This window comes from Kribbella soli, from assembly GCF_004331345.1.
GTDB classification, from domain to species: domain Bacteria; phylum Actinomycetota; class Actinomycetes; order Propionibacteriales; family Kribbellaceae; genus Kribbella; species Kribbella soli.
Map to the genome: position 1 here is coordinate 1499957 of NZ_SJJZ01000002.1, position 19259 is coordinate 1519215.

Annotated in this window: 17 protein-coding genes; 2 read left to right on the top strand and 15 right to left on the bottom strand. The window is 67.8% G+C overall.

Features of this window, described 5'->3' with window-relative positions:
- The first annotated feature begins 47 nt into the window (after window positions 1-47).
- On the top strand, window positions 48-389 hold the full coding sequence (locus E0H45_RS21175; protein WP_131339792.1) for a VOC family protein: 342 nt from the start codon (window positions 48-50) through the stop codon (window positions 387-389).
- A 455-nt stretch (window positions 390-844) separates the two neighbouring features.
- On the opposite strand, the gene E0H45_RS21180 is transcribed toward E0H45_RS21175, so the two are convergent.
- The 4 genes from E0H45_RS21180 to E0H45_RS21195 all read right to left on the bottom strand — a co-directional run bounded on the left by E0H45_RS21180 (window position 845) and on the right by E0H45_RS21195 (window position 3972).
- Window positions 845-1030 carry a DUF8129 domain-containing protein gene (locus tag E0H45_RS21180; RefSeq protein ID WP_131339794.1) on the bottom strand — a complete coding sequence of 62 codons (186 nt, stop codon included), beginning with the start codon at window positions 1028-1030 and terminating at the stop codon, window positions 845-847.
- 302 nt (window positions 1031-1332) lie between these two features.
- Window positions 1333-1941 carry a manganese catalase family protein gene (locus E0H45_RS21185; protein WP_131339796.1) on the bottom strand — a complete coding sequence of 203 codons (609 nt, stop codon included), beginning with the start codon at window positions 1939-1941 and terminating at the stop codon, window positions 1333-1335.
- A 305-nt stretch (window positions 1942-2246) separates the two neighbouring features.
- The gene (locus tag E0H45_RS21190) at window positions 2247-2501 is read right to left on the bottom strand and encodes a UBP-type zinc finger domain-containing protein (protein WP_131339798.1); all 255 of its coding nucleotides are present in this window, start codon (window positions 2499-2501) and stop codon (window positions 2247-2249) included.
- Window positions 2502-2619: 118 nt separating this feature from the next.
- On the bottom strand, window positions 2620-3972 hold the full coding sequence (locus E0H45_RS21195; RefSeq protein WP_165546530.1) for a neutral zinc metallopeptidase: 1353 nt from the start codon (window positions 3970-3972) through the stop codon (window positions 2620-2622).
- 176 nt (window positions 3973-4148) lie between these two features.
- Here E0H45_RS21195 and E0H45_RS21200 point away from each other — a divergent pair, with 176 nt between their 5' ends.
- Entirely contained in the window at window positions 4149-5150 is a 1002-nt protein-coding gene (locus tag E0H45_RS21200; RefSeq protein WP_131339802.1) for a hypothetical protein, read from the top strand.
- Between the two features lie 56 nt (window positions 5151-5206).
- Here E0H45_RS21200 and E0H45_RS21205 read toward each other — a convergent pair whose 3' ends face one another.
- From E0H45_RS21205 to E0H45_RS21255, 11 genes are all read right to left on the bottom strand, one after another.
- Window positions 5207-6823, bottom strand: coding sequence for an FAD-dependent oxidoreductase (locus tag E0H45_RS21205; protein WP_131339804.1), 1617 nt, complete (start codon window positions 6821-6823; stop codon window positions 5207-5209).
- Between the two features lie 22 nt (window positions 6824-6845).
- Window positions 6846-7280, bottom strand: coding sequence for a thioredoxin (trxA, locus tag E0H45_RS21210; RefSeq protein ID WP_131339806.1), 435 nt, complete (start codon window positions 7278-7280; stop codon window positions 6846-6848).
- A complete protein-coding gene (gene clpB / locus E0H45_RS21215) occupies window positions 7277-9904 on the bottom strand; it encodes an ATP-dependent chaperone ClpB (protein WP_131339808.1) in 2628 nt (875 codons plus the stop codon). Before clpB ends, trxA begins: the two co-directional genes overlap by 4 nt.
- The gene (locus tag E0H45_RS21220; protein ID WP_131339810.1) at window positions 9895-10203 is read right to left on the bottom strand and encodes a chaperone modulator CbpM; all 309 of its coding nucleotides are present in this window, start codon (window positions 10201-10203) and stop codon (window positions 9895-9897) included. The genes clpB and E0H45_RS21220 overlap by 10 nt, the downstream gene beginning before the upstream one ends.
- On the bottom strand, window positions 10200-11141 hold the full coding sequence (locus E0H45_RS21225; RefSeq protein WP_131339812.1) for a DnaJ C-terminal domain-containing protein: 942 nt from the start codon (window positions 11139-11141) through the stop codon (window positions 10200-10202). The genes E0H45_RS21220 and E0H45_RS21225 overlap by 4 nt, the downstream gene beginning before the upstream one ends.
- A complete protein-coding gene (locus E0H45_RS21230) occupies window positions 11141-11635 on the bottom strand; it encodes a nucleotide exchange factor GrpE (RefSeq protein WP_131339814.1) in 495 nt (164 codons plus the stop codon). The genes E0H45_RS21225 and E0H45_RS21230 overlap by 1 nt, the downstream gene beginning before the upstream one ends.
- 5 nt (window positions 11636-11640) lie before the next feature.
- Entirely contained in the window at window positions 11641-13515 is a 1875-nt protein-coding gene (dnaK, locus tag E0H45_RS21235; protein ID WP_131339816.1) for a molecular chaperone DnaK, read from the bottom strand.
- A gap of 125 nt (window positions 13516-13640) precedes the next feature.
- A complete protein-coding gene (locus E0H45_RS21240) occupies window positions 13641-14126 on the bottom strand; it encodes a YflT domain-containing protein (protein ID WP_131339818.1) in 486 nt (161 codons plus the stop codon).
- A 241-nt stretch (window positions 14127-14367) separates the two neighbouring features.
- The gene (locus tag E0H45_RS21245; RefSeq protein ID WP_131339820.1) at window positions 14368-14826 is read right to left on the bottom strand and encodes a Dps family protein; all 459 of its coding nucleotides are present in this window, start codon (window positions 14824-14826) and stop codon (window positions 14368-14370) included.
- 92 nt (window positions 14827-14918) lie between these two features.
- On the bottom strand, window positions 14919-17702 hold the full coding sequence (locus E0H45_RS21250; RefSeq protein ID WP_165546531.1) for an ATP-binding protein: 2784 nt from the start codon (window positions 17700-17702) through the stop codon (window positions 14919-14921).
- A 52-nt stretch (window positions 17703-17754) separates the two neighbouring features.
- A complete protein-coding gene (locus tag E0H45_RS21255; protein ID WP_131339824.1) occupies window positions 17755-19173 on the bottom strand; it encodes a helix-turn-helix transcriptional regulator in 1419 nt (472 codons plus the stop codon).
- Window positions 19174-19259: the final 86 nt, after the last annotated feature.

Consider the following 19259-nt stretch of genomic DNA (forward strand, 5'->3'; position numbering starts at 1 on the left):
CGCCGGCACCGAGTATCGTCGGCAGGCAACAGGAGGAGGGACACGGTATGGCGATTACGCGAGTACTCGCTCACTCCACGGTGACCGATCTGACGATGGCCGAAGACTGGTACACACGACTGTTCGGCCGCGCACCCGACGCTCGACCAATGCCGGGGCTGCTCGAATGGCATCTGGCTGACACGTTCGGCGTCCAGGTTTGGTCCGAGCCCAACCGCGCCGGACACTCGTCGATGGTGCTCGACGAGTCGGATCTCGACGCCCTCGCGGCGCGCCTGGACCAGGCCGGCATCGCACACGACGGGCCACAGGACGCGACCTCGTCGCGGATCCTGTCCCTCGCCGACCCCGACGGCAATCGGGTCGTATTCGCCGGCGAGTTCTCCTGACGCCTCAAGCGGCCGACTCTGACGGTCAGTAGGGATGACGGCTCGGGATTCCCGCCGTCAAGTGGTGAGCCAATGGCTATCTCGTGCGCACGACGTCCGGCGAGCTTTCGGCGATCCAGACGTCGTCACGTCGTAGGCAGCGTGCCTCCGCCGAGGGCGGGTAGGGCTGCGGCGGTCGGAACTCGACCAGCAGAACCATGTCAGGGTATTCGGCGAGCACGACGTACATCGTCGAGTCGCGTATGCCGCGAATCTGCTTGGCGGGGAATCCCCGCACACTTTGTCCCGGCTCGGTTCGGACGCCAGTACCCGTTGGCGGCCCTATCAACACGATGGAGTCGGCTTCGCGGAGGTTCCTCTCTACCTGCCCAGTTGCACGCCGTCCAGCGCCCGCTTGCAGTGCTGACCTCAAAGGTGCCCTGGAATCCGTCCCGTCGGGTGCCTGTCGCGTTGCATCACCGGAGTTGACTGCGTTTGCGCTCGAGCACGTTGAGAACCTCGATCCGGTGCGCGTGGTTGCGTTCGTACCCGATCAGTTGCTCCACCTGCTGGATGTCCAAAGCCTCAATGCGTGACGGCAGGCAACGAGCCGGGAGGAGGTCGAACTCCGGCACCGGCAAGGACGCGCGATCGCTCCTCATCCTGACTCTGCTTTGCATCGCTGACCACATCCTCTGGTCGGTTCGCTGGACTGAGGCACCCTGTGCCCGACACGATCCCTCCGAAACGGGCCCCAGCGGGACCGGCACCGTGACCCTCGAGGTCGTCCGACCGACCCGTCCAGCTGAGGCTCGCGGGGCGGTGCCTGCTGCCGCACCACGAGCGATGATCGACAACGCTGTCCGTGGACAGAACACCAGGGAATCGCCGTGCATCAGTCGCGCCTGCCCGTCGGTGTAGACCGCTCGTCGGCGCTCGGCGCCGGTTCGGTCGCGGTAGCTCGTCAGCTTTCGGTGGCCTGGGGCGGGGCTCCTTCGTTCAGTTCTGCAGAGACGGATCGGCACAGCCGCTGGTTGGCCGCGGCTCGCGCCAGCAAGCAGGAGAGCAGGTACCGGATGCCGGCGTCGTCGGTCAGCCGATAAAGCCGCGAGAACTGCATCCGGCGGTCCAGTTCGGCGGTGGCATTGGTCTGGAAGTCGGCGGCAAGGTTTCTGCTGACGTTGCTGGAGGCCACTTTCCACGGGTTGTCCGCAGCCTGAGGTCCGGCACCGGAGGCGATCGCCTGCTCGAGGTCGGTGCCGGCGATCACCGCGGCGACCGTCGGGTCGAGCCGGACAGCAGTGTCGAGGACACTCGGTGGAGCATGCTCCAGCAACTGCGCGATCATCGTGGCCAGCATCTCGATGTTGGCCACCTGTTCGGAGCCGAGGGCGAAGACCAGGTCGCGATACTTGCCGGGAACGTGCATGTCCCACGGCTGGAACATGTAGTGCATGGCAACCCCGATCTCGTTGTACTGGCCTCCGAGCACGTCCTCCAGACGGCGGGCGTACATGGCGTCCGGATGCTCGGGAACCGTTGTGAACTGAAGGTCTTGACGGTGGGTGAACATGAGCCGATCCTCAGCGGGATGAGTGGGTGGTTCCGGTGTCGGCGAGCTTGCTCGTGCACCAGCTGTATGTTCAGAGCCCTGTCGCCGAAGGGCGGCCGGCACGTACGGCGTTTCCGGGGAAGCCGACTCATCTCGAAAGCGATGGGCTGTACCTCGAGCTGGTCGGTTGTCCGGAGGACGCGCGGAGTCCGTCGCGGACTCGATGACCCTGGTCTGTTGCTCGGCCGGCTCGCCGCGCGCCGGGTCGTTCTGGTCAGGGAAGGGTTCGGCCCGGGCGGCCTGGTCGGAGCAGGGAGTTCGTTCCGTCATACGAAGGCCTCGTCGAAGTAGCACCAGCGCCAGTTCTCACCTGGTTCGAGCGACTGCACGATCGGGTGTCCGTCGTACGCCGCGTGGGCGCGCGCGTGCTTCAGCGGCGAGGAGTCACAGCAGCCGACGTGACCGCAGCTCAGACAAAGCCGCAGGTGCACCCAGGGCGAGTTCAGCCTGAGGCACTCCTCGCACCCTTGAGGCGTGCGTGGCCGGACCGGCCGGATCAAGGTCAGATGAGGATCCATCATGCTCGACCTCCTGCTGTCATGGGTCCTGCTGCTGTCCCTTCCAAATCTTGTCCACCAGCGGATGACACACATCCCCAGAACAGGTGGTTGTCCATCCATCGACGAGGCGCCATTCGGCTCAGCTACAGGCACGGAGTCCCTGGAACAGGCCCCGCCGCATCGCCGCTGTCCTCTCGAAGGCACCACCCCGATCGGACCGCGAACCGGCTGGGCTCGTACTGCCGACGACAATGCTGGCCAATACCTCGTCGACGTCGCCCGGCGAAAGGGAAGCGCCCTCCAGACCGTTGCCGGCCAGGGCGGAGAGCCATGCACCGGTGAAGCAGTCCCTCTGCAGGCCAGGCTCCCGGCCCGCCGACGTCACCCCGGCCTGGAACTGGACCGCAAGTCCCCAGGCCTCGCTGAGCGCAGCACCAGTGGCGAGATCGCCGATCCGCCGGTGCGCCTGGAGAAGTTCGGGCATCACCAAGACCACAGCGTTGTCGTCGGAGCAGTAGCCCGAGCCGGTCCCGACGACACAATTCGCCTCAGGCCGACGATCGACCAGCTTGCGTTCCGGCCGGTCGAAAGTCTTGCCGGGAGCAACTTGAGGCACTGCCGCGGTCCAGTAGGCGTCGAGAGACTCGGACAGTACCCGCACCGCCTCACTGAAGGGCAGATTCCCGGCTGTCCGTGCCTCGGCCACCGTCCGGAACGGCAGTTCGGTCGTCACCGCACGGCCCTGGGGAAACGTCGCGCACTCCCGCGCTCCGCCTTCGTACCCGGTCTGGAAGGCGTTCACGCGGTCGAAGCCGAGACCGTGCGCCTGGGGATTCGTGGCCGGTGTGCCCGGCTGGTCCCGCAGTACGAGGATCGTACTGATGGAGGTGTCGAGCGCTCCGACGCTCAGGTCGACCGGATCGTCGGCAGTCTTCTCGGCGTACCGGAGCCAGGAGCCGGCGAAGCAGTCGGCCTGCAGTTCCGTCACCACCGACGGGGCTTCTACCTCGGCCCGTCGCTGGATCGCATGCCCCATCTCGTGGGCCAGTACGACGGCCGGAGCGATCCCGCCGAACTCTTTGTTCAGCTGGGGGAACAGCTGTACGGCGTCGTACGCGATGTAGTCGTCGTCCGGACCGCCGCAGTAGAAGGCGTTGCCCTTCAGGTCCTCATAGGTCTGGCGTTTACCCGCACAGGTGAAGGGTGGGCTCTGCGGCGTCTTCGCCTGGAATCCGCCACGCAGCTGCTCGAACCGTCTGCCGTAGACAGCGGGGAACTGGTCATTCCAGAAGTCCAGCAAGCTTCGTTGCGTTGCGGCCGCCGCCGGGTCCAGCGACGCGGGATCCCGGCCGAGCTGGACCTGCGGCAGGTCGTCGTCGGCGTTCCGATTCGCCACCGCGGCAGCCACCATGAGCGCCACCACTGCGACGACCGCCATCAGTACCAGTGTCGCCACCCCGGCCGCGCCCTTGCTGCCCCTCGGCGAGCTCACAGGTCGTCCTGTCGGTCGGTCCATCTGTCGTGGCCGACGACTCAATGCAGCACTCTGAACGGGCAGCATGGCTGTCTCCTGCTGGTCAGGGGCTGGGACTCCGAGCATCGCAACCGCTGCCCGGGGCCGACATCCCCTGATCGGGTAGTCGTTGCACGACTGGGTACTGAACGTCCATGGAATCCATCCGCGTCGGACTCGTGGCTGATCCCGCCGCGCCGACTGTGATCGCACGGCGCCTGACCGACCTGAGGCCGCTCGACGGCCGCAATGCCTGGAACGTCACCGTCCTGAGTGAGCCCTTCACCACCGGCTCCGAGGATGTCGACGCCGCGGTGGGCCGACTGCAGGACCACGCCCGCCGGCAGGACTGGGACCTGGTAATCGGTCTGACAGAACTGCCCCTCCACGATAGTGAGGGCCGGCACCTGCTGGTCGAGGCCGACCCGGAACGACAGGCCGCGGTGCTGTCACTGCCCGCATTGGGCGGGTTTCGGATGCACTCCCGCGCTCGTCGGGCGGTGCGCTCGCTGCTCACCGGCATGGCGGACCCGAGCACGCAGGAGGAGCACCAGGTGGCTCTCTCCCGCCTACGCGGCCGCTGGCGCCTGCTCTCGGGCATGGTGCTCGCCAACCGGCCGTGGCTCTTGGTGCCCGGCCTGAAGTCAGCGCTCGTGGCAGCGCTGGCAACCAGCGCCGTGGCCACGGTCAACTCCACGGTCTGGCTGCTGGCCAGTTCGATGTCGTGGTGGCGTCTGGTCGTCGCAACCGTCGCCTCGGTCGCCCTCGTCGTCGGGTGGCTCGTGATCGACGGAGAACTGTGGGACCGCCCCGACGACGACTCCCCGTCTGCGCGGGAAAGGTCACGCCTCTACAACGCTTCGACGCTGCTGACCCTGACGGTGGGCGTGCTCATCTGTTATGTCGCCCTGTACATCGTGAACCTGGCGTGGGCCTACTTCATCCTCGACCCCGATCTGGTCGGCAGCTCGCTCAACGCTCCGGTCGGGCCTGGCGACCTGTTCGTCCTGGCCTGGTTCGTGGCGTCCGCCGCCACTGTCGGCGGTGGCCTCGGCTCCGGTCTGGAGTCGGACGAGTCGATTCGCGCGGCCGCGTACTCCAAGCGCGAACAGGACCGCCGCGAACGCCTGGCCCGCGACCGGTCCGCCGACTCCTGACGCGGATCGGCCGGAGCCGACCAGGCCTCGACGCTTCTGTTGCCTCTAGCAACGAGCTACAGGTAGTGGTCAAGATGCTCGTGCACCATCCGGACGGCAAGGGCGCCTTCCCCCACAGCGGCGGCCACTCGTCGTACCGCCCCGCTTCGGACGTCGCCGGCGGCGAAGACCCCCGTCCTGCTGGTCTCGAGCAACTGCCGCCCGCCTGGCAGCTGGCTTCCGGTGACGACGAAGCCACGATCGTCCAGGACGATCTGGTCGCTCAGCCAGCGCACGTGCGGGAGACTGCCGATGAAGACGAACAGGGCCTTGGCCGGTTCGACGTGGCGCTGCCCCGTCTTCAAGTCCTCCACCACGACGTCGTCCAGCATCCGCTCACCGCGGACCTCACGCAGTTCACTGTGCACCAGTACGGCGATCCTCTCGGTCCGCTCGATCCGGTCGGCCAGGTAGCGGGACATGTCCTGCCCGAGTTCGTTGCTCCGGACGACCAGCACCACCTGGGCAGCGTGCTGGGCGAGGAACACCGCGGCCTGTCCGGCGGAGTTGCCGCCTCCGACGACGACCACAGGGTCGTGCCGGCACAGGTTCGCCTCGAGTTCGGTCGCCGCGTAGTACACGCTGGTCGAAGTGACGTCGTCCAGTCCTGGCACATCAAGTTTTCGGTAGCGGACGCCGGACGCGATCAGCACCGCCCGGCCGCTGATGCGTGCTTCGTTCTCCAGCTGGACTACGTGGTGCCCGTCCCGTTCCTGGAGCGCCACGGCGGTCGCGGGCACCAAGAAATCGGCACCGAAACGCCTGGCCTGGATCTCGGCGCGGTCGGCCAGTTCCGCACCACTGATGCCCGCCGGGAAACCCAGGTAGTTCTCGATCCTCGACGAAGTGCCCGCCTGGCCCCCAGTGGCGACGGAGTCCAGGACCACAGTGGCCAGTCCTTCTGAGGCGCCGTACACCGCGGCCGCGAGACCGGCCGGACCCGCGCCGACCACGATCAGGTCGCACACCGACCGCACCGGCGTCGTACGGCGCAGACCTACCGCGGCGGCCAGGCGCTCGTTGTCCGGGTTTCGCAGCACCTGGCCCCGCCAGATCACCACCGGGGTATCGTCCCGGTCGAGCCCGAGTTCGCGCAGCAGGCGCTCGGCCTCCGCGTCGTTCTCCAGATCGATCCAGTGATGTGGCAGCCGGTTGCGCGCCGCGAAATCGCGCAGCCGACGGGTGTCGGCCGAGAACCGGGACCCGATGATCGCGAAACCGGCGCCAAGGGTCAGCTGGAGCGACCGGCGGATCAGGAACGCCCGCAGGATCAGATCGGCCAGCTGCGGATCCCGCGGTACCAGCTCCCTCAGCTGGTCGAGCGCTACGGCAAGCACTTCGCCCGGCTCCTGTGCGACCGCGCTGAGGAAGCACTGCTGTCCGGTCAGCATGCCGATCTCGCCGAGGAACCGGTGCGGCCCGTGGACGGCGATGACCCGCTCCGGCTCGGCCGTGTCCTGCACGATGGCGACCGTCCCGTCGAGTACGACGATGAATTCGTCCGAGGACTCCCCCGCCTGCTGCAGCACCTCGCCCGCACTGGTCGTGCGCCGCTCGCCGAGCGGCGTGAGCTCGGCCAGTTGGTATTCCTCCAGCCGGGGATAAGCGCCGTACAGGTCGGGCGTCTCCTTCATCGGGACCGTCCGGGCACGCTGGTCACGGGGCGGGCTCCTTGGCCATTGCGCCTTCCAGCCATGGCCGCAGGGTCGGCGCCTGGGCGGCGCCGATCTGCGTGGCGACCACCTGGCCGTGCCGGAACACCATCAGGGTCGGAATGGATCTCACGTCGAAGCGCTGGGACAGCCCCGGCGCCTCATCGGCGTTGACCTTGACCAGCTTCAGCTGGCCCGCCTTCTCGGTGGCGAGCTGCTCGAGCACGGGACTGACCATTCGGCAGGGTCCGCACCATGGAGCCCAGAGGTCGACCAGCACCGGTACGCTTGCCTGCTCCACGACTTCGGCGAAATCGTTGTCGCCGGCATCGACGATCCAAGGCAGTGGCCGCTGGCAATTACCACACCGGGGGGTGCCTTCCGCCGCGGCGGGCACCCGGTTGCGGCGCTGACAATTCGGACAGGTCACGACCTTCATGCCGCCACCTCCACCGGGTTCTCGTGCGTGACGGTGATGTCGCCGTCCTCGACGGTCACCCGGATCACCGCTCCGTCCAGCACGTTGCCGCCGAGGAGAGCTCGACCGATGCGTGTCTCTACTTCGCGGGCGATGAACCGTCGCAACGGGCGGGCGCCGTACACCGGGTCGAAGCCCTGAGCAGCGATGTGCCGGGCCGCCTCCGGCTCGACCTCGAGCGTCATTCGGCGATCCGCCAGCCGCGTCCGCAGGTCGTCGAACATCAGATCGACGATGCGCTCGATCTCACCCATCGTGAGCGGCTTGAACAGCACGATCTCGTCGACACGGTTGAGGAACTCAGGCCGGAACTGCCGCCGCAACTCGTCCATCACGGCGTCCCGCGCATCCTCCTTGACCTGGCCGTCCGCGGTCACGCCGTCCAGCAGGTACGCCGAGCCGATGTTCGACGTCATGATGATCACGGTGTTGCGCATGTCCACCGTCCGGCCCTGCGCGTCGGTCAGCCGGCCGTCGTCGAGGATCTGCAGCAGCGTGTTGAAGACATCCGGATGTGCCTTCTCGATCTCGTCGAACAGCACCACGGAGTACGGCTTGCGCCGCACAGCCTCGGTCAGCTGGCCACCTTCCTCGTAGCCGACGTACCCAGGTGGCGCTCCCACCAGCCGGCTCACCGTGTGCCGCTCCTGGTATTCGCTCATGTCGATCCGGACGATGTTCTCCTCGGTGTCGAACAGCGCTGCCGCAAGTGTCTTCGCAAGCTCGGTCTTTCCCACCCCGGTCGGCCCGAGGAAGATGAACGACCCGATCGGCCGGCGCGGATCCTTGATCCCCGAACGGGCCCGGACGATCGCATCCGCCACCAACTGGACGGCCTCGTCTTGACCGACCAGGCGCTCGTGCAGTACCTCGTCCAGCCGCAGCAGCTTCTCCCGTTCGCCCTCCTGCAGGCGGCTGACCGGGATGCCGGTCCAGCGCGACACGATCGAGGCGATCTCCTCCTCGGTCACCACCTCGCGCAAGAGCCGCTGGCCGTGCTGTTTGCTGGAAAGCCGTTCCTCCTCGGCCGCGAGTTGACGTTCGAGCTCCGGTAGTCTTCCGTGGCGCAGTTCGGCTGCCCGGTTCAGGTCGTAGTCGCGCTCGGCCTGCTCGGCCTCCTGCCGGACCTGCTCCATCTCCTGCCGCAGCGTCTGGACCTTACGTAACGCCTGCCGTTCCGCCTCCCACTGCGCGTGCATCGCGTCAGCCTCGGCCCGTAGATCCGCCAACTCCTTGCGCAGCTCGTCCAGCCGCTGCCCGCTGGCGGCATCCTCCTCCTTGGCCAGCGCGGCCTCCTCGATCTCCAGCCGGCGGACCCGCCGGGTCAGCTCGTCCAGCTCGGCCGGCATCGAGTCGATCTCGGTCCGCAGCATCGCGCACGCCTCGTCCACCAGGTCGATCGCCTTGTCCGGCAGGAACCGGTCGGAGATGTACCGGTGGCTGAGCACCACGGCCGCGACCATCGCCGCGTCCTGGATCTTCACGCCGTGGAAGACCTCCAGCCGCTCGCGCAGTCCGCGCAGGATCGAGATCGCATCCTCGACCGTCGGCTCGTCGACGACCACCGGCTGGAACCGGCGTTCCAGGGCCGCGTCCTTCTCGACGTGCATCCGATACTCGTCCAGTGTGGTGGCGCCGATCATGTGCAGCTCGCCGCGGGCCAGCATCGGCTTCAGCATGTTGCCCGCGTCCATCGCGCCTTCGGTCGCACCCGCGCCCACCACAGTGTGCAACTCGTCGACGAACAACAGGATCTCGCCCTCGGCCGCCTTCACCTCGTTGAGCACGGCCTTGAACCGTTCCTCGAACTCGCCGCGGTACTTGGCCCCGGCAACCAGCGAAGCGAGGTCGAGCGCGAACACAGTTCGGTCCCGCAACCCCTCCGGTACGTCGCCGTTGGCGATCCGCTGCGCGAGTCCCTCGACGATCGCGGTCTTGCCGACGCCCGGGTCGCCGATCAGCACCGGGTTGTTCTTGGTCTTGCGGGACAGGATCTGCACCACGCGGCGGATCTCGTTGTCGCGGCCGATGACCGGATCCAGCCGGCCCTCCGACGCGTCCTTGACCAGGTCCCGGCCGTACTTCTCCAACGCCTCGTACGAGGCTTCCGGCATCGCCGAGGTCACCCGCTGGTTCCCCCGGACGGCGGTCAGCGCCGAGAGGAAGCCGTCGCGAGTCAGCCCCTGCTCGGCGAGCAGCCGCCCGGAGGTGCTCTGCCGGCCCTCGTCCAGCAACGCGATCACCAGATGCTCGATCGAGACGTACTCGTCCTTGAGCCGCTTGGCCTCCCGGTCCGCGGCGTCAAGAAGCCGGGACAACCTCTGGGTGATCAACACCTGGCCGGGCTCGGCGCCTGGACCGCTGACCTTGGGACGCCGGGACAGCTCCTGTTCCAATCTGTCCCGCAGCCCGTCCGGATCCGCGCCGGCCTGCGCCAGGAGTCTCGGGGCCAGACCGTCCGGTTGCTCCAGCAGCGCCAGCAGCAAGTGCTCACCGTCGATCTGACTGTGCCCGAACCGCAGGGCCTTCGTCTGAGCGTCGTGCAGAGCCTCCTGCGACTTCTGCGTCAGCCGGTTCATATCCATGTCCTGGCTCCTCTTCCGGCGAAGCGCCTGCGCTCCGCCTCCAACACGGCGATCCGGTCCAGCAGATCCATCACCAGACCCAGCGCCGCATAGTTCAGGGCGAACCCGGCTCGCAGCCGCTGGATCCGGGCCACCTGCCGCAGCTGCGACGGGCTGAACCACAACTCACCGCTGCGGTCGGTCGTGGCTTCGAGCAATCCAAGGGCGACGAACCTCTTGAGCAGTTCCGGATGTGTTCCTGCCAGCCGGCCGAAGTCCTCCAGCGCGAATCTGCTGGGTCTGGTCAGCTGATGGCTCATGACCGCCTCCTCGGGTCGAACTTCGACGTACCGGCCAACTCCTCGAACAGGCGCTTCTCCTCACGGGTGAGCCTGTCGGGCACCATCAGCCTGACCTCGGCATACAGGTCGCCCGGCGTCCCGCGCGGGTTCGGCAGACCGCGCCCCTTGAGCCGCAGTCTGCGTCCGGTCGAACTGCCCTTCGGCACCTTCACCGTCGCCTCGCCGCCGGGCGTCTCGACAGTCACCGAGGCCCCCAGCGCGCCCTCCCAAGCGGCGAGCGGCAGGTCGACGCTGAGATCACGGCCCGATAGCCGGTACCGCGGATGATCTGCGATCCGGACGACCAGAAACAGGTCTCCGGCGGCCGCGCCGCCGGAACCCTGGCCGCCCTGGCCGGCGAGCCGGATCCGCTGACCGTTCACCACGCCGGCCGGGATCTTGACGTCGATGGTCCGGTCCGCCCCGGTCGGACCGTGCACGGTCAGCTTCCGGTTGCCGCCCCGGTAGGCCTCCTCCACAGTCAGCTCCAGCTCGACCTCCTGGTCCGAGCCGGGGATCCGGCCCCATCCGCGCCGGCTTCGCCCGCCGAACATCCCGCCGAGCAGGTCGTCCAGATCGATGCCCTCGGCATCGAATTGGCTCGCTCCGGTCTCCCAGGCGCTCGTCCGGGATCGGCCGGCACCGGCACCGGCGCGGGAACGCGCGTACGTGTCGGGGTCGACGTCCGGAGGGACGCGCCGGAAGTCTTCGCCGAATGCGTCGTACCGCTTCCGCTGCTGCGGATCGGACAGTACGTCGTAGGCCTCCGAGACCTGCTTGAAGCGTTCCTCCGCGTCGGGGTCCTTGTTCACGTCCGGGTGGTACTGGCGAGCCAGCCGACGGTAGGCGCTCTGGATCTCGTCGGCGCTCGCGCCGCGGGAGACCCCGAGGATCTTGTAGAAATCCCTGTCAGCCATCAGCGCTCCTCTGCGGCGACCACCACGGCAGCCGGACGAAGCACCCGGGCCCCGTCGCCGTACCGGGGCCTGACGACGTGCACGATCGTGCCGGCCGGTGTCTCAGGAGCTGACGTAGTGCCGACCGCCTCGTGCAGCCCGGGGTCGAAGGATTTCCCGGTGTCGTCGAACCGGGGATAGCCGAGTCCGGCAAGTACTCCGAGCGCCTGGTCCCGCACGGCCTGCACACCTTCGACGATCGCGTCGTGCTCGGCGTCGGCGTGCTCCAACGCCAGCTCCAGGTTGTCGACGACCGGCAGCCAACTGGCGGCGACCAGGGCCCGTTCAGTCTCCCGCTGCTGGCCGGCCTCCCGCGCGACCCGCTTGCGGAAGTTGTCCAGCTCGGCCACTGTGCGCCGCCACCTGTCCTCCATCTCGGCGGCCTTCCCGCGGGCTTCCTCCAGATCCGCCTCGACCGGCGGCGCCGTACCGGTGTTGGTCTCTTGATCAGCCATGCCGATCAACTCGTCGAGAACTCGGCGTCGATGACGTCGTCGTCGCCACCGTCCGCCGGCGGCGTACCGTTGGAGTCCTGCGGCGGCGGGCTCGAGCTCAGCGCCTGCGCGACCTGCTGCAACTCCCCGGTCAGCGAACGCAGTCGCTCCAGCGGCGCTTCCTGATCCTTCAGCGCCTCGCGCGCGTCGCCGACCAGCATCTCCGCCCGGGCCCGGTCGTGCTCGGCCACCGCGTCGCCGCGGTCGGCGAGCAACTTGTCCACCTGATAGGCGGCCGAGTCCAGCGTGTTGCGCGCATCGACCAGCTCACGCAGCCGGCTGTCATCGCTGCGGTGCGCCTCGGCGTCCGCGACCATCCGTTCGACCTCGGACTGGTCCAGGTTGGAGGTCTCGCTGATCGTGACCTTCTGCTCCGCGCCAGTGTCCTTGTCCTTGGCAGCCACATGCAGGATGCCGTTCGCATCGATGTCGAAGGTGACCTCGATCTGCGGTACGCCGCGCGGTGCCGGGCGGATGTTCTCCAGCCGGAAGCGGGCCAGCACCCGGTTGTCTGCCGCCAGCTCCCGCTCGCCTTGCAGGACGACCACGTCCACTGCGGTCTGGTTGTCCTCAGCGGTGGTGAAGACCTCGGACCGGCGGGCCGGGATGGTGGTGTTGCGCTCGATCACCTTCGTCATCACGCCGCCCATCGTCTCGAGCCCCAGCGACAGCGGGGTAACGTCGAGCAGCAGCACGTCCTTGACCTCGCCCTTGATGATCGCGGCCTGGACGGCGGCGCCGACAGCGACCACCTCGTCCGGGTTCACCGTCATGTTGGGGTCCTTGCCCCCGGTCATCCGGCGGACCAAGGCCTGCACCGCCGGGATCCGGGTCGAGCCGCCGACCAGGATCACCTCGTCGATCTCGTTCGCGGTCGTCTTGGCGTCGGCCATCGCCTGCTCCACCGGCCCCAGGCACCGGTCGATCAGGTCGGCGGTCAACTGCTCGAAGGTGGATCGCATCAGCGTCGTGTTGAGATGCTGCGGACCCTGCGCGTTCGCCGTGATGAACGGCAGGCTGATCGTCGTCTGGGTGACCGACGAGAGCTCGACCTTCGCCTTCTCGGCGGCCTCGAAGAGCCGCTGCAACGCCTGCGGATCGTTGCGCAGGTCGACCCCCACCTCGCGCTGGAAGTCGTCGGCCAGCTTGTCGACGATCCGGCGGTCGAAGTCGTCGCCACCCAGATGCGAGTCACCGGCTGTGGCCCGGACTTCGACCACACCGTCGCCGACCGTGAGCACGCTGACGTCGAACGTGCCGCCGCCGAGATCGAAAACCAGAACCGTCTCGTTCTCCAGCTTGTCCATACCGTAGGCGAGCGCCGCCGCGGTCGGCTCGTTGATGATCCGCAGTACCTCCAGGCCCGCGATGCGGCCCGCGTCCTTGGTGGCTTGGCGTTGGGCGTCGTTGAAGTACGCGGGCACCGTGATGACGGCTTCCGTGACCTTCTCCCCCAGGAACTTGCCGGCGTCCTCGACCAGTTTGCGCAGCACCAGCGCGGAGATCTCCTCGGGCGCGTGCAGCTTGTCCCGGATCTTGAACCTGACCGCTCCGTCCGGGCCGGCGACCACGTCGTACGAGACGGCGGACAGTTCGGAGGAGACCTCCTCGAACCTGCGGCCGATGAACCGTTTCGCCGAGGTGATCGTGCCCTTGGGGTTGAGTACCGACTGACGGCGGGCCAGCTGGCCGACCAGCCGTTCGCCGGAGTCCGTGAACGCCACCACGGACGGTGTAGTTCTGGCTCCCTCGGCGTTCGGGACGACCGTTGGTTGGCCGCCCTCCATCGCCGCGATCACTGAGTTGGTCGTGCCCAGGTCGATGCCGACAGCTTTCGCCATGGTCTGCCTCCTGTGTGCTCCGGGCCTTCGTGTGGCTTGTCAGGGATAAACCCCAACCTGGTCTCCCGGGGACCGGCAGCACATCCCCAGAACATGTGGTTCGGGGTGCCAGGCGCTCCAGCCGATCACCCTGTGCCACGGGTAGGCATCTGGATCAGCATCTCGGCGGCGCGGGCTGCGTGTTCCCGCACGCAGTACACGTCGTACCGGGTCGCCACGGTCATCCCGAAGGTGGAGAAATCGCGCTCACCGAAGGTGAACAGATGCGCGATGAATCCGAAGACCGCTCCGAAGATCGCCCCGTAGAGCAAGCCCCAGAGCAGGATCACCACTACGCCGGTGCCGGATTCTGCGAACAGCGACAGCAACAGGCCGATCAGCGCGCCGAACCAGGCGCCGGACCCGGCACCGGCCAGCGCTGCCTTCCATTTCGTCAGCCGGCCGACAACCCGCTCGACCTGTTTCAGGTCGGAGCCGACGATCGTGATGTTCTCGACCGGGAAGCCGTTGTCCGACAGGTAGTCCACCGCGCGCTGGGCCTCGGCGTAACTGGCGAAGGTGGCGATGGTCTGACCGCGGATGAGGGCAGGTGTCTGCTGAGGCGTGGTCATGAAAATCCCTTCTGACGGGGTCGGCCCGTCCACACTGTCGCTACGGCGCCGCCGGCACATCCCTGATCCAGGTGGTTTCCAGCTCTCAGTACTCGGCAACGGCGTACCAGCAGCACCTCGACCGCGCCCTTCGCGCCGAGGACTGCGCGGAACCGGGACGCGCGGCGTCGTCCCGTGTCAGAGGCTGACAACACGGGACTGACACACCGTCAATCGCGAGCCACGGCCCTCCGTACCTGGTTCAAGGGGTCGGCGTCTGACTGGGCTGCTCGGCGGCGAACATCCATTCCTGCTTCTGCAGGCCGCCGGTGATACCGATGACCAGTTCCTGACTGACGAGGTCGACGGCGCCGAGCTTCTCGATCCTGGTCTGGTTGTTCTCGACGATCTTGCCCAGCCGCTCGACAATGAGTGGTGCCACTTTCGTACTGTCGACGGAGCCGCCGGGGAAGCTGGCGAAAGGTGTTCTCGACGCAACGGTCTCAACCCGCGCATCAGCGGCGACGCCGATCGTCGTCAGACGCTCGGCGACGTCGTCGGACCAGAGCCTGACGTCGTCGGCGAGCTCGTCGAGCTGCGTGTGGAGTTGCCTGAACCACATGCCGCTGACGTTCCAATGAGCCTGCTTGGCGGTCAGTGCGAGATCTACCAACTCGATCAGCAGCGGGGCTAGTTCTCGTCCGACAACCTGCCGCTCCATAGCTCTACTCCTGCCTAGAGGGGATCACCTCATCTTGGCGAGCACCTCAACTGCCGGCATCCCGCGACCGCGTAGAGCGCGATCGCCCGTGCTCATCCATCGATCGACGGTTCGCGGGTCAGGACGACGCGGGTCAGTTCGACTCGGGACCGGACGTCGAGTTTGCGAAAGGAGTGCCGCAGGTGTGACTCCACCGTGTGCGGGGACAGGTCGAGCTCGTCGGCGATGGCCCGGTTGGTGAGTCCGGCGGCAGCAAGTCGCGCGACCCGGAGCTCAGCCGCCGTAATGCTCGCCCAGCCGAAGGCGGGCTGTCCGACTGTCGGCAGTCCCCCTCCCGGGCTCGTGACATCCGCGAGCCGTTCTCGGACGCGCTGAGCGGCTACGACGGCGCCGGCGCCGTCGTAGCCGGCAAGTGCCAACTCGAGTTCTTCAACGGCCTCCGCACGCCGACGCCGCTGAAGCAGACCCCCTGCGGCATCCTCGGCGGCACGTGCCCGGGCCAGAGGCCGGGGACTCGCTTCGAATGCGCGCGCCGCCTCCACCAGGCGGTCGACGTCGTCGTCGAGCAGGCCGCCGGCCTGCGTGGCCGCGGCGTCGAAGGAGATCACGTCGCAGTTGACGCGACCGAGGGACTCCGTCGCCTCGGCGGCCATACCCGCGCGCTTGGCATCGTTCGCTCGCGTGGCCAGCCTCACCAGGAACGGTCCTGCCATGGGATCGAACGCGAGTACTTGCAGACCATCCGGCAGTTGATCACAGACCGAGTCAAGATTTGCGAGCACGCGCGAAGGGTCCTCGCCGGCCGTCTCGTCGAGCAGTGCCATCGCCCATGCCAGCCGCTGAGCCCCAACGCTGTTTGGTTGAGACACCATGCTGACCCCCCGCCGCAACTGGCGGCGGGCCGGCCCGAACTCGCCGCGATATGCGTGGGCCTCCGCGAGTACGGCGCACAACTCGGGTACGTGCGTCCACGACTCCAGCTCGTCGGCTCGGATCAGGCCTGCATTGCCTTCGGCAACGGCATCGTCCAGCTCGCCCCGGCGCAGCCGCAGCATGGCGCGGCAGGTGTACCCGAGCACGTCCGTCGACTCCGTTCCAGGCCCGCCCACCCACCGGCTCGCGGCATCGAACGCGGCCTTCGCCTCCTCGAAACGATCGAGTGCCAGCAGCGTGCGCCCCCGCGTCCAAGAGGTTTCAGGACGATGTGCCTCGGCCGCATCGGAGGCCAGCAGGTCGACGGCTTGATCGACCAGCTCGAGCGATCTCATGAGGCGACCGCGTACCCGCTCGGCAGCCCCCATCGTGAGAAGAGCCCGGCCTACGCGAACCGGCGTCCTGCCGACGGTGATCGCCTGTTCGCCTGCCCACAGTGCCGCGGCGGCGTCGCCGGCCATCAGATGCGCCTTCGACGCTGCGGCGAACAGCAGTGCTCGCGTCGAGTCGTCGACGCCCTGGAGGCCGAGCGCGGCCGTGGCGTGGTGCAGCGCGGAGGCCGAATAACCCGCGATCCCGAGGGAGTCGGCCAGTTGGCAGCGAAGCCTCGCCTCGACGTCGACTGGCAGGCAGCCCTGCAACGCGACCTCGGCGAGCGTTTGGGCCTCCGCGCTCCGCCCTGCCCGGAAGAGCAGCCCCGTCGCCTCCATGACGCGCTGTGGGCGGTCAGCATCGGCGGCCGGCATCAGGTCGACAGCCCGCAGCCGCAGGTCCCCCGCCGTGCCTGGAGCATCGGCCGCGACCTCGTCGGAGGCACGGACCAGCAGTCCGACAGCATGGGCATCTCCGGGCTCAGCACCGGTGATCGCATGAGCTGCCACCTCGGAGATCGAGCCGCCAGTCGCGAGTAAAGCGTCAGCAGCCCCACGGTGCAGACTGTTCCGCGCACCTGGCGGGAGCGCACCATAGACCGTCTCGCGGATGAGGGCGTGCTGGAAACTCAACTGCGCGCCCTCCTCCACCAGCAGACCCACCCCGAGCGCCTCCTGGATCGACGGCAACAACTCAGCAACCTTGCAGTGCAAAACCTGTGCGACGGGTGGCACGTCGAAGGTTCGGCCGAAGATCGACGCAACGCTCAGTAGTTGCCGGGTCAGCGGCCCCACCTGCGTGAGCCATCCCTGGAGCCGCTGTTCCCGAGAGGGCAGAAGCCGGGCGTAGCCCGCGTCGATGAGCAGCTCGTCGTCTTCGGCGAGCGTCGAGAGCAGATCCACGACCATGGAGGGGTTGCCGGCGCACTTGTCCAGCATTCCCAGCAGCGCGTTCTCCGGTACGGCACCCAGCAGATCACTGGCCACCTGCGCCACAGCCGCCGACGGCAGTGGCGCCAGCTGGAGCTGGACCGCCCCGCCCCCGACCAGGTCGGAAATCAAGGTGTCCAACGTCGGCATGGACGGCCAGGGACGCCGGCTCAGAAGCCACATGATCGGGCTGGTCGTCAGACGCTCGGCCAGGGCTCTGACTGCGACCACTGTGAGGGAGTCCGACCACTGCATGTCGTCCAGCGCGATCAGGACAGGCTGACGGGTGGTCGTCCTCCTGAGCGCACTCTCGAGCTGGTCGATGAGCCAGAAGGCGCCATAGTCCAGCACGTGCGCGGGATCGAGCTTCGCATCGCCGATGATCGGCGGACTGCTGCCACGCATTGCCTCGAGCAACGGTGCCAGTGGCGACGCCCGAGGCAGCTCGTCGGCGACGCCGGGTGCTACGGCGATCCCGAGGCGCCGCGCCCAGGTCGCGGCCTCCAGGACCAGCCGGCTCTTTCCCAGGCCCGCCGCACCGTCGACGATGACGGCGCTCCCGTGGCCGGCCGCGGCCGCCATGACGGATTCGCTGAGGCGGCGGACCTCGGTCTCCCGGCCGTGCAAGGGTCCGTGCGGCATGCCGGAAGTTGCCGTACTACGGACATCGAACCGCGCCGACCGTCCCATTACATCAGCGCGTCGGCGGTGAGGTCATCGCGCCCGATCGTCGATCGCGTTCGCAGTGGACGGACGCGCGGGTCAGATCCACGCGGCTTCGGATGCCGAGCTTGCGATACACCTTGCGCAGGTGGAACGACACGGTGTGCGGCGAGAGGAAGATGCGCGCCGCCACCTCGCGATTGGTCAGCCCTTGCGCCACCAACTCGGCCACCGTCCGCTCGGTACCGGTCAGCGCGTCCCACGCCTCGACGGCACGCTGCGGCCCGGCACATTCGTCGGCCCACTGCAGTGGGTGGCGCACCTTCACGCTGCCCCCTTCTGCTGCGCTGCGCCGGTCGATCTTCAAGGTCGCAGCCAGGGCCGTGGAAAGCCGACGCGTCCGCGCTACCTGACCACGCAGCGCGAGACGCACACCCGCCGGAACGTCATCGGCCACTGACTGCCGGACCAGATCGTGGTGGAAAGCCAGCACATCGGTCTCGACGATGATGAGCAGGTCCGCCGCCACGACCTCGTGAAGAGCCGGCCGCACTTGCTCGTTCGACCACCCAAGGACATCGGCCAAGTCGTCCACGCCGAACAACCGATCCAAGGACGCGGCGACATCGAGGAGATGGCGCGCCCCGGGGCTGAGCCGCGTGAGCCAGTCGTGGACGACTTCCCGTACCTGCCCTGGTGGCTGCTCGGACAGCAGCCGTGCCCGGCCGCCGGCGATGGCGACGCCGCCCTCGTCGTGCAGTCCGTCCAGGAGTGCTCTGACAAGTAGCGGATTCCCCGCCGCACCGTGGGCCATGGCCAGTAGGCGGCCGTCCGGCCGCGCTCTCAGCACGTCGGCGATGACGTCAACGACGGCATCATCCGCCAGGGGTCCGAGTGCGATCCGAGACGCTCCCAGGTGCTCCCACTCACCGAACAACAACTCTGTCGAGGGTTGCCGCATCCCCATCCGGCGCACCAGAACCCAACCGACGGGGTACTCCGCCAGCCACGTCGGTAGCTCGCGCAACGCCGTGATGGTCGTCGCGTCGGCCCATTGAACATCATCCAACGTGATGAAGACCGGCCCACGTGCGGCCAGCTTCCCGGTGTGAACCGCCAACTTTTCGAGACACGCGAGCATATGCCCCTGGCTGGCGGATGCCCGGGCAGGTCGCTCGCCCGGTGGCTCCAGGTCCAGTCCGGAGAACAACGGCGCCAGCGGCAGTGGCCGCGGCAACTCGTCAGCATGTGCGCTCGCGAGGCTGAAACCATGGTGAGTTGCCCGCTCCTCGGCCGCGGAGAGAAGTCGGGTCTTACCGATGCCCGGCGCACCGTCCACCAGCAGGATCGCACCGTGCCCGCTCGCCACGGACTCGAGAAGGCAGGAAACCGACTTGAGCTCTCCCAACCGACCGCGAAGCCGACCATCCGGACGCCTTTGCGTGTACATGGGAGCCTTTCCTTCTCACTCATCGAGCGCGTCGCAGTACACCTGGAGCCTTCTCGGGTAGCTGATGAACCGCCAGGGTTGTCGAG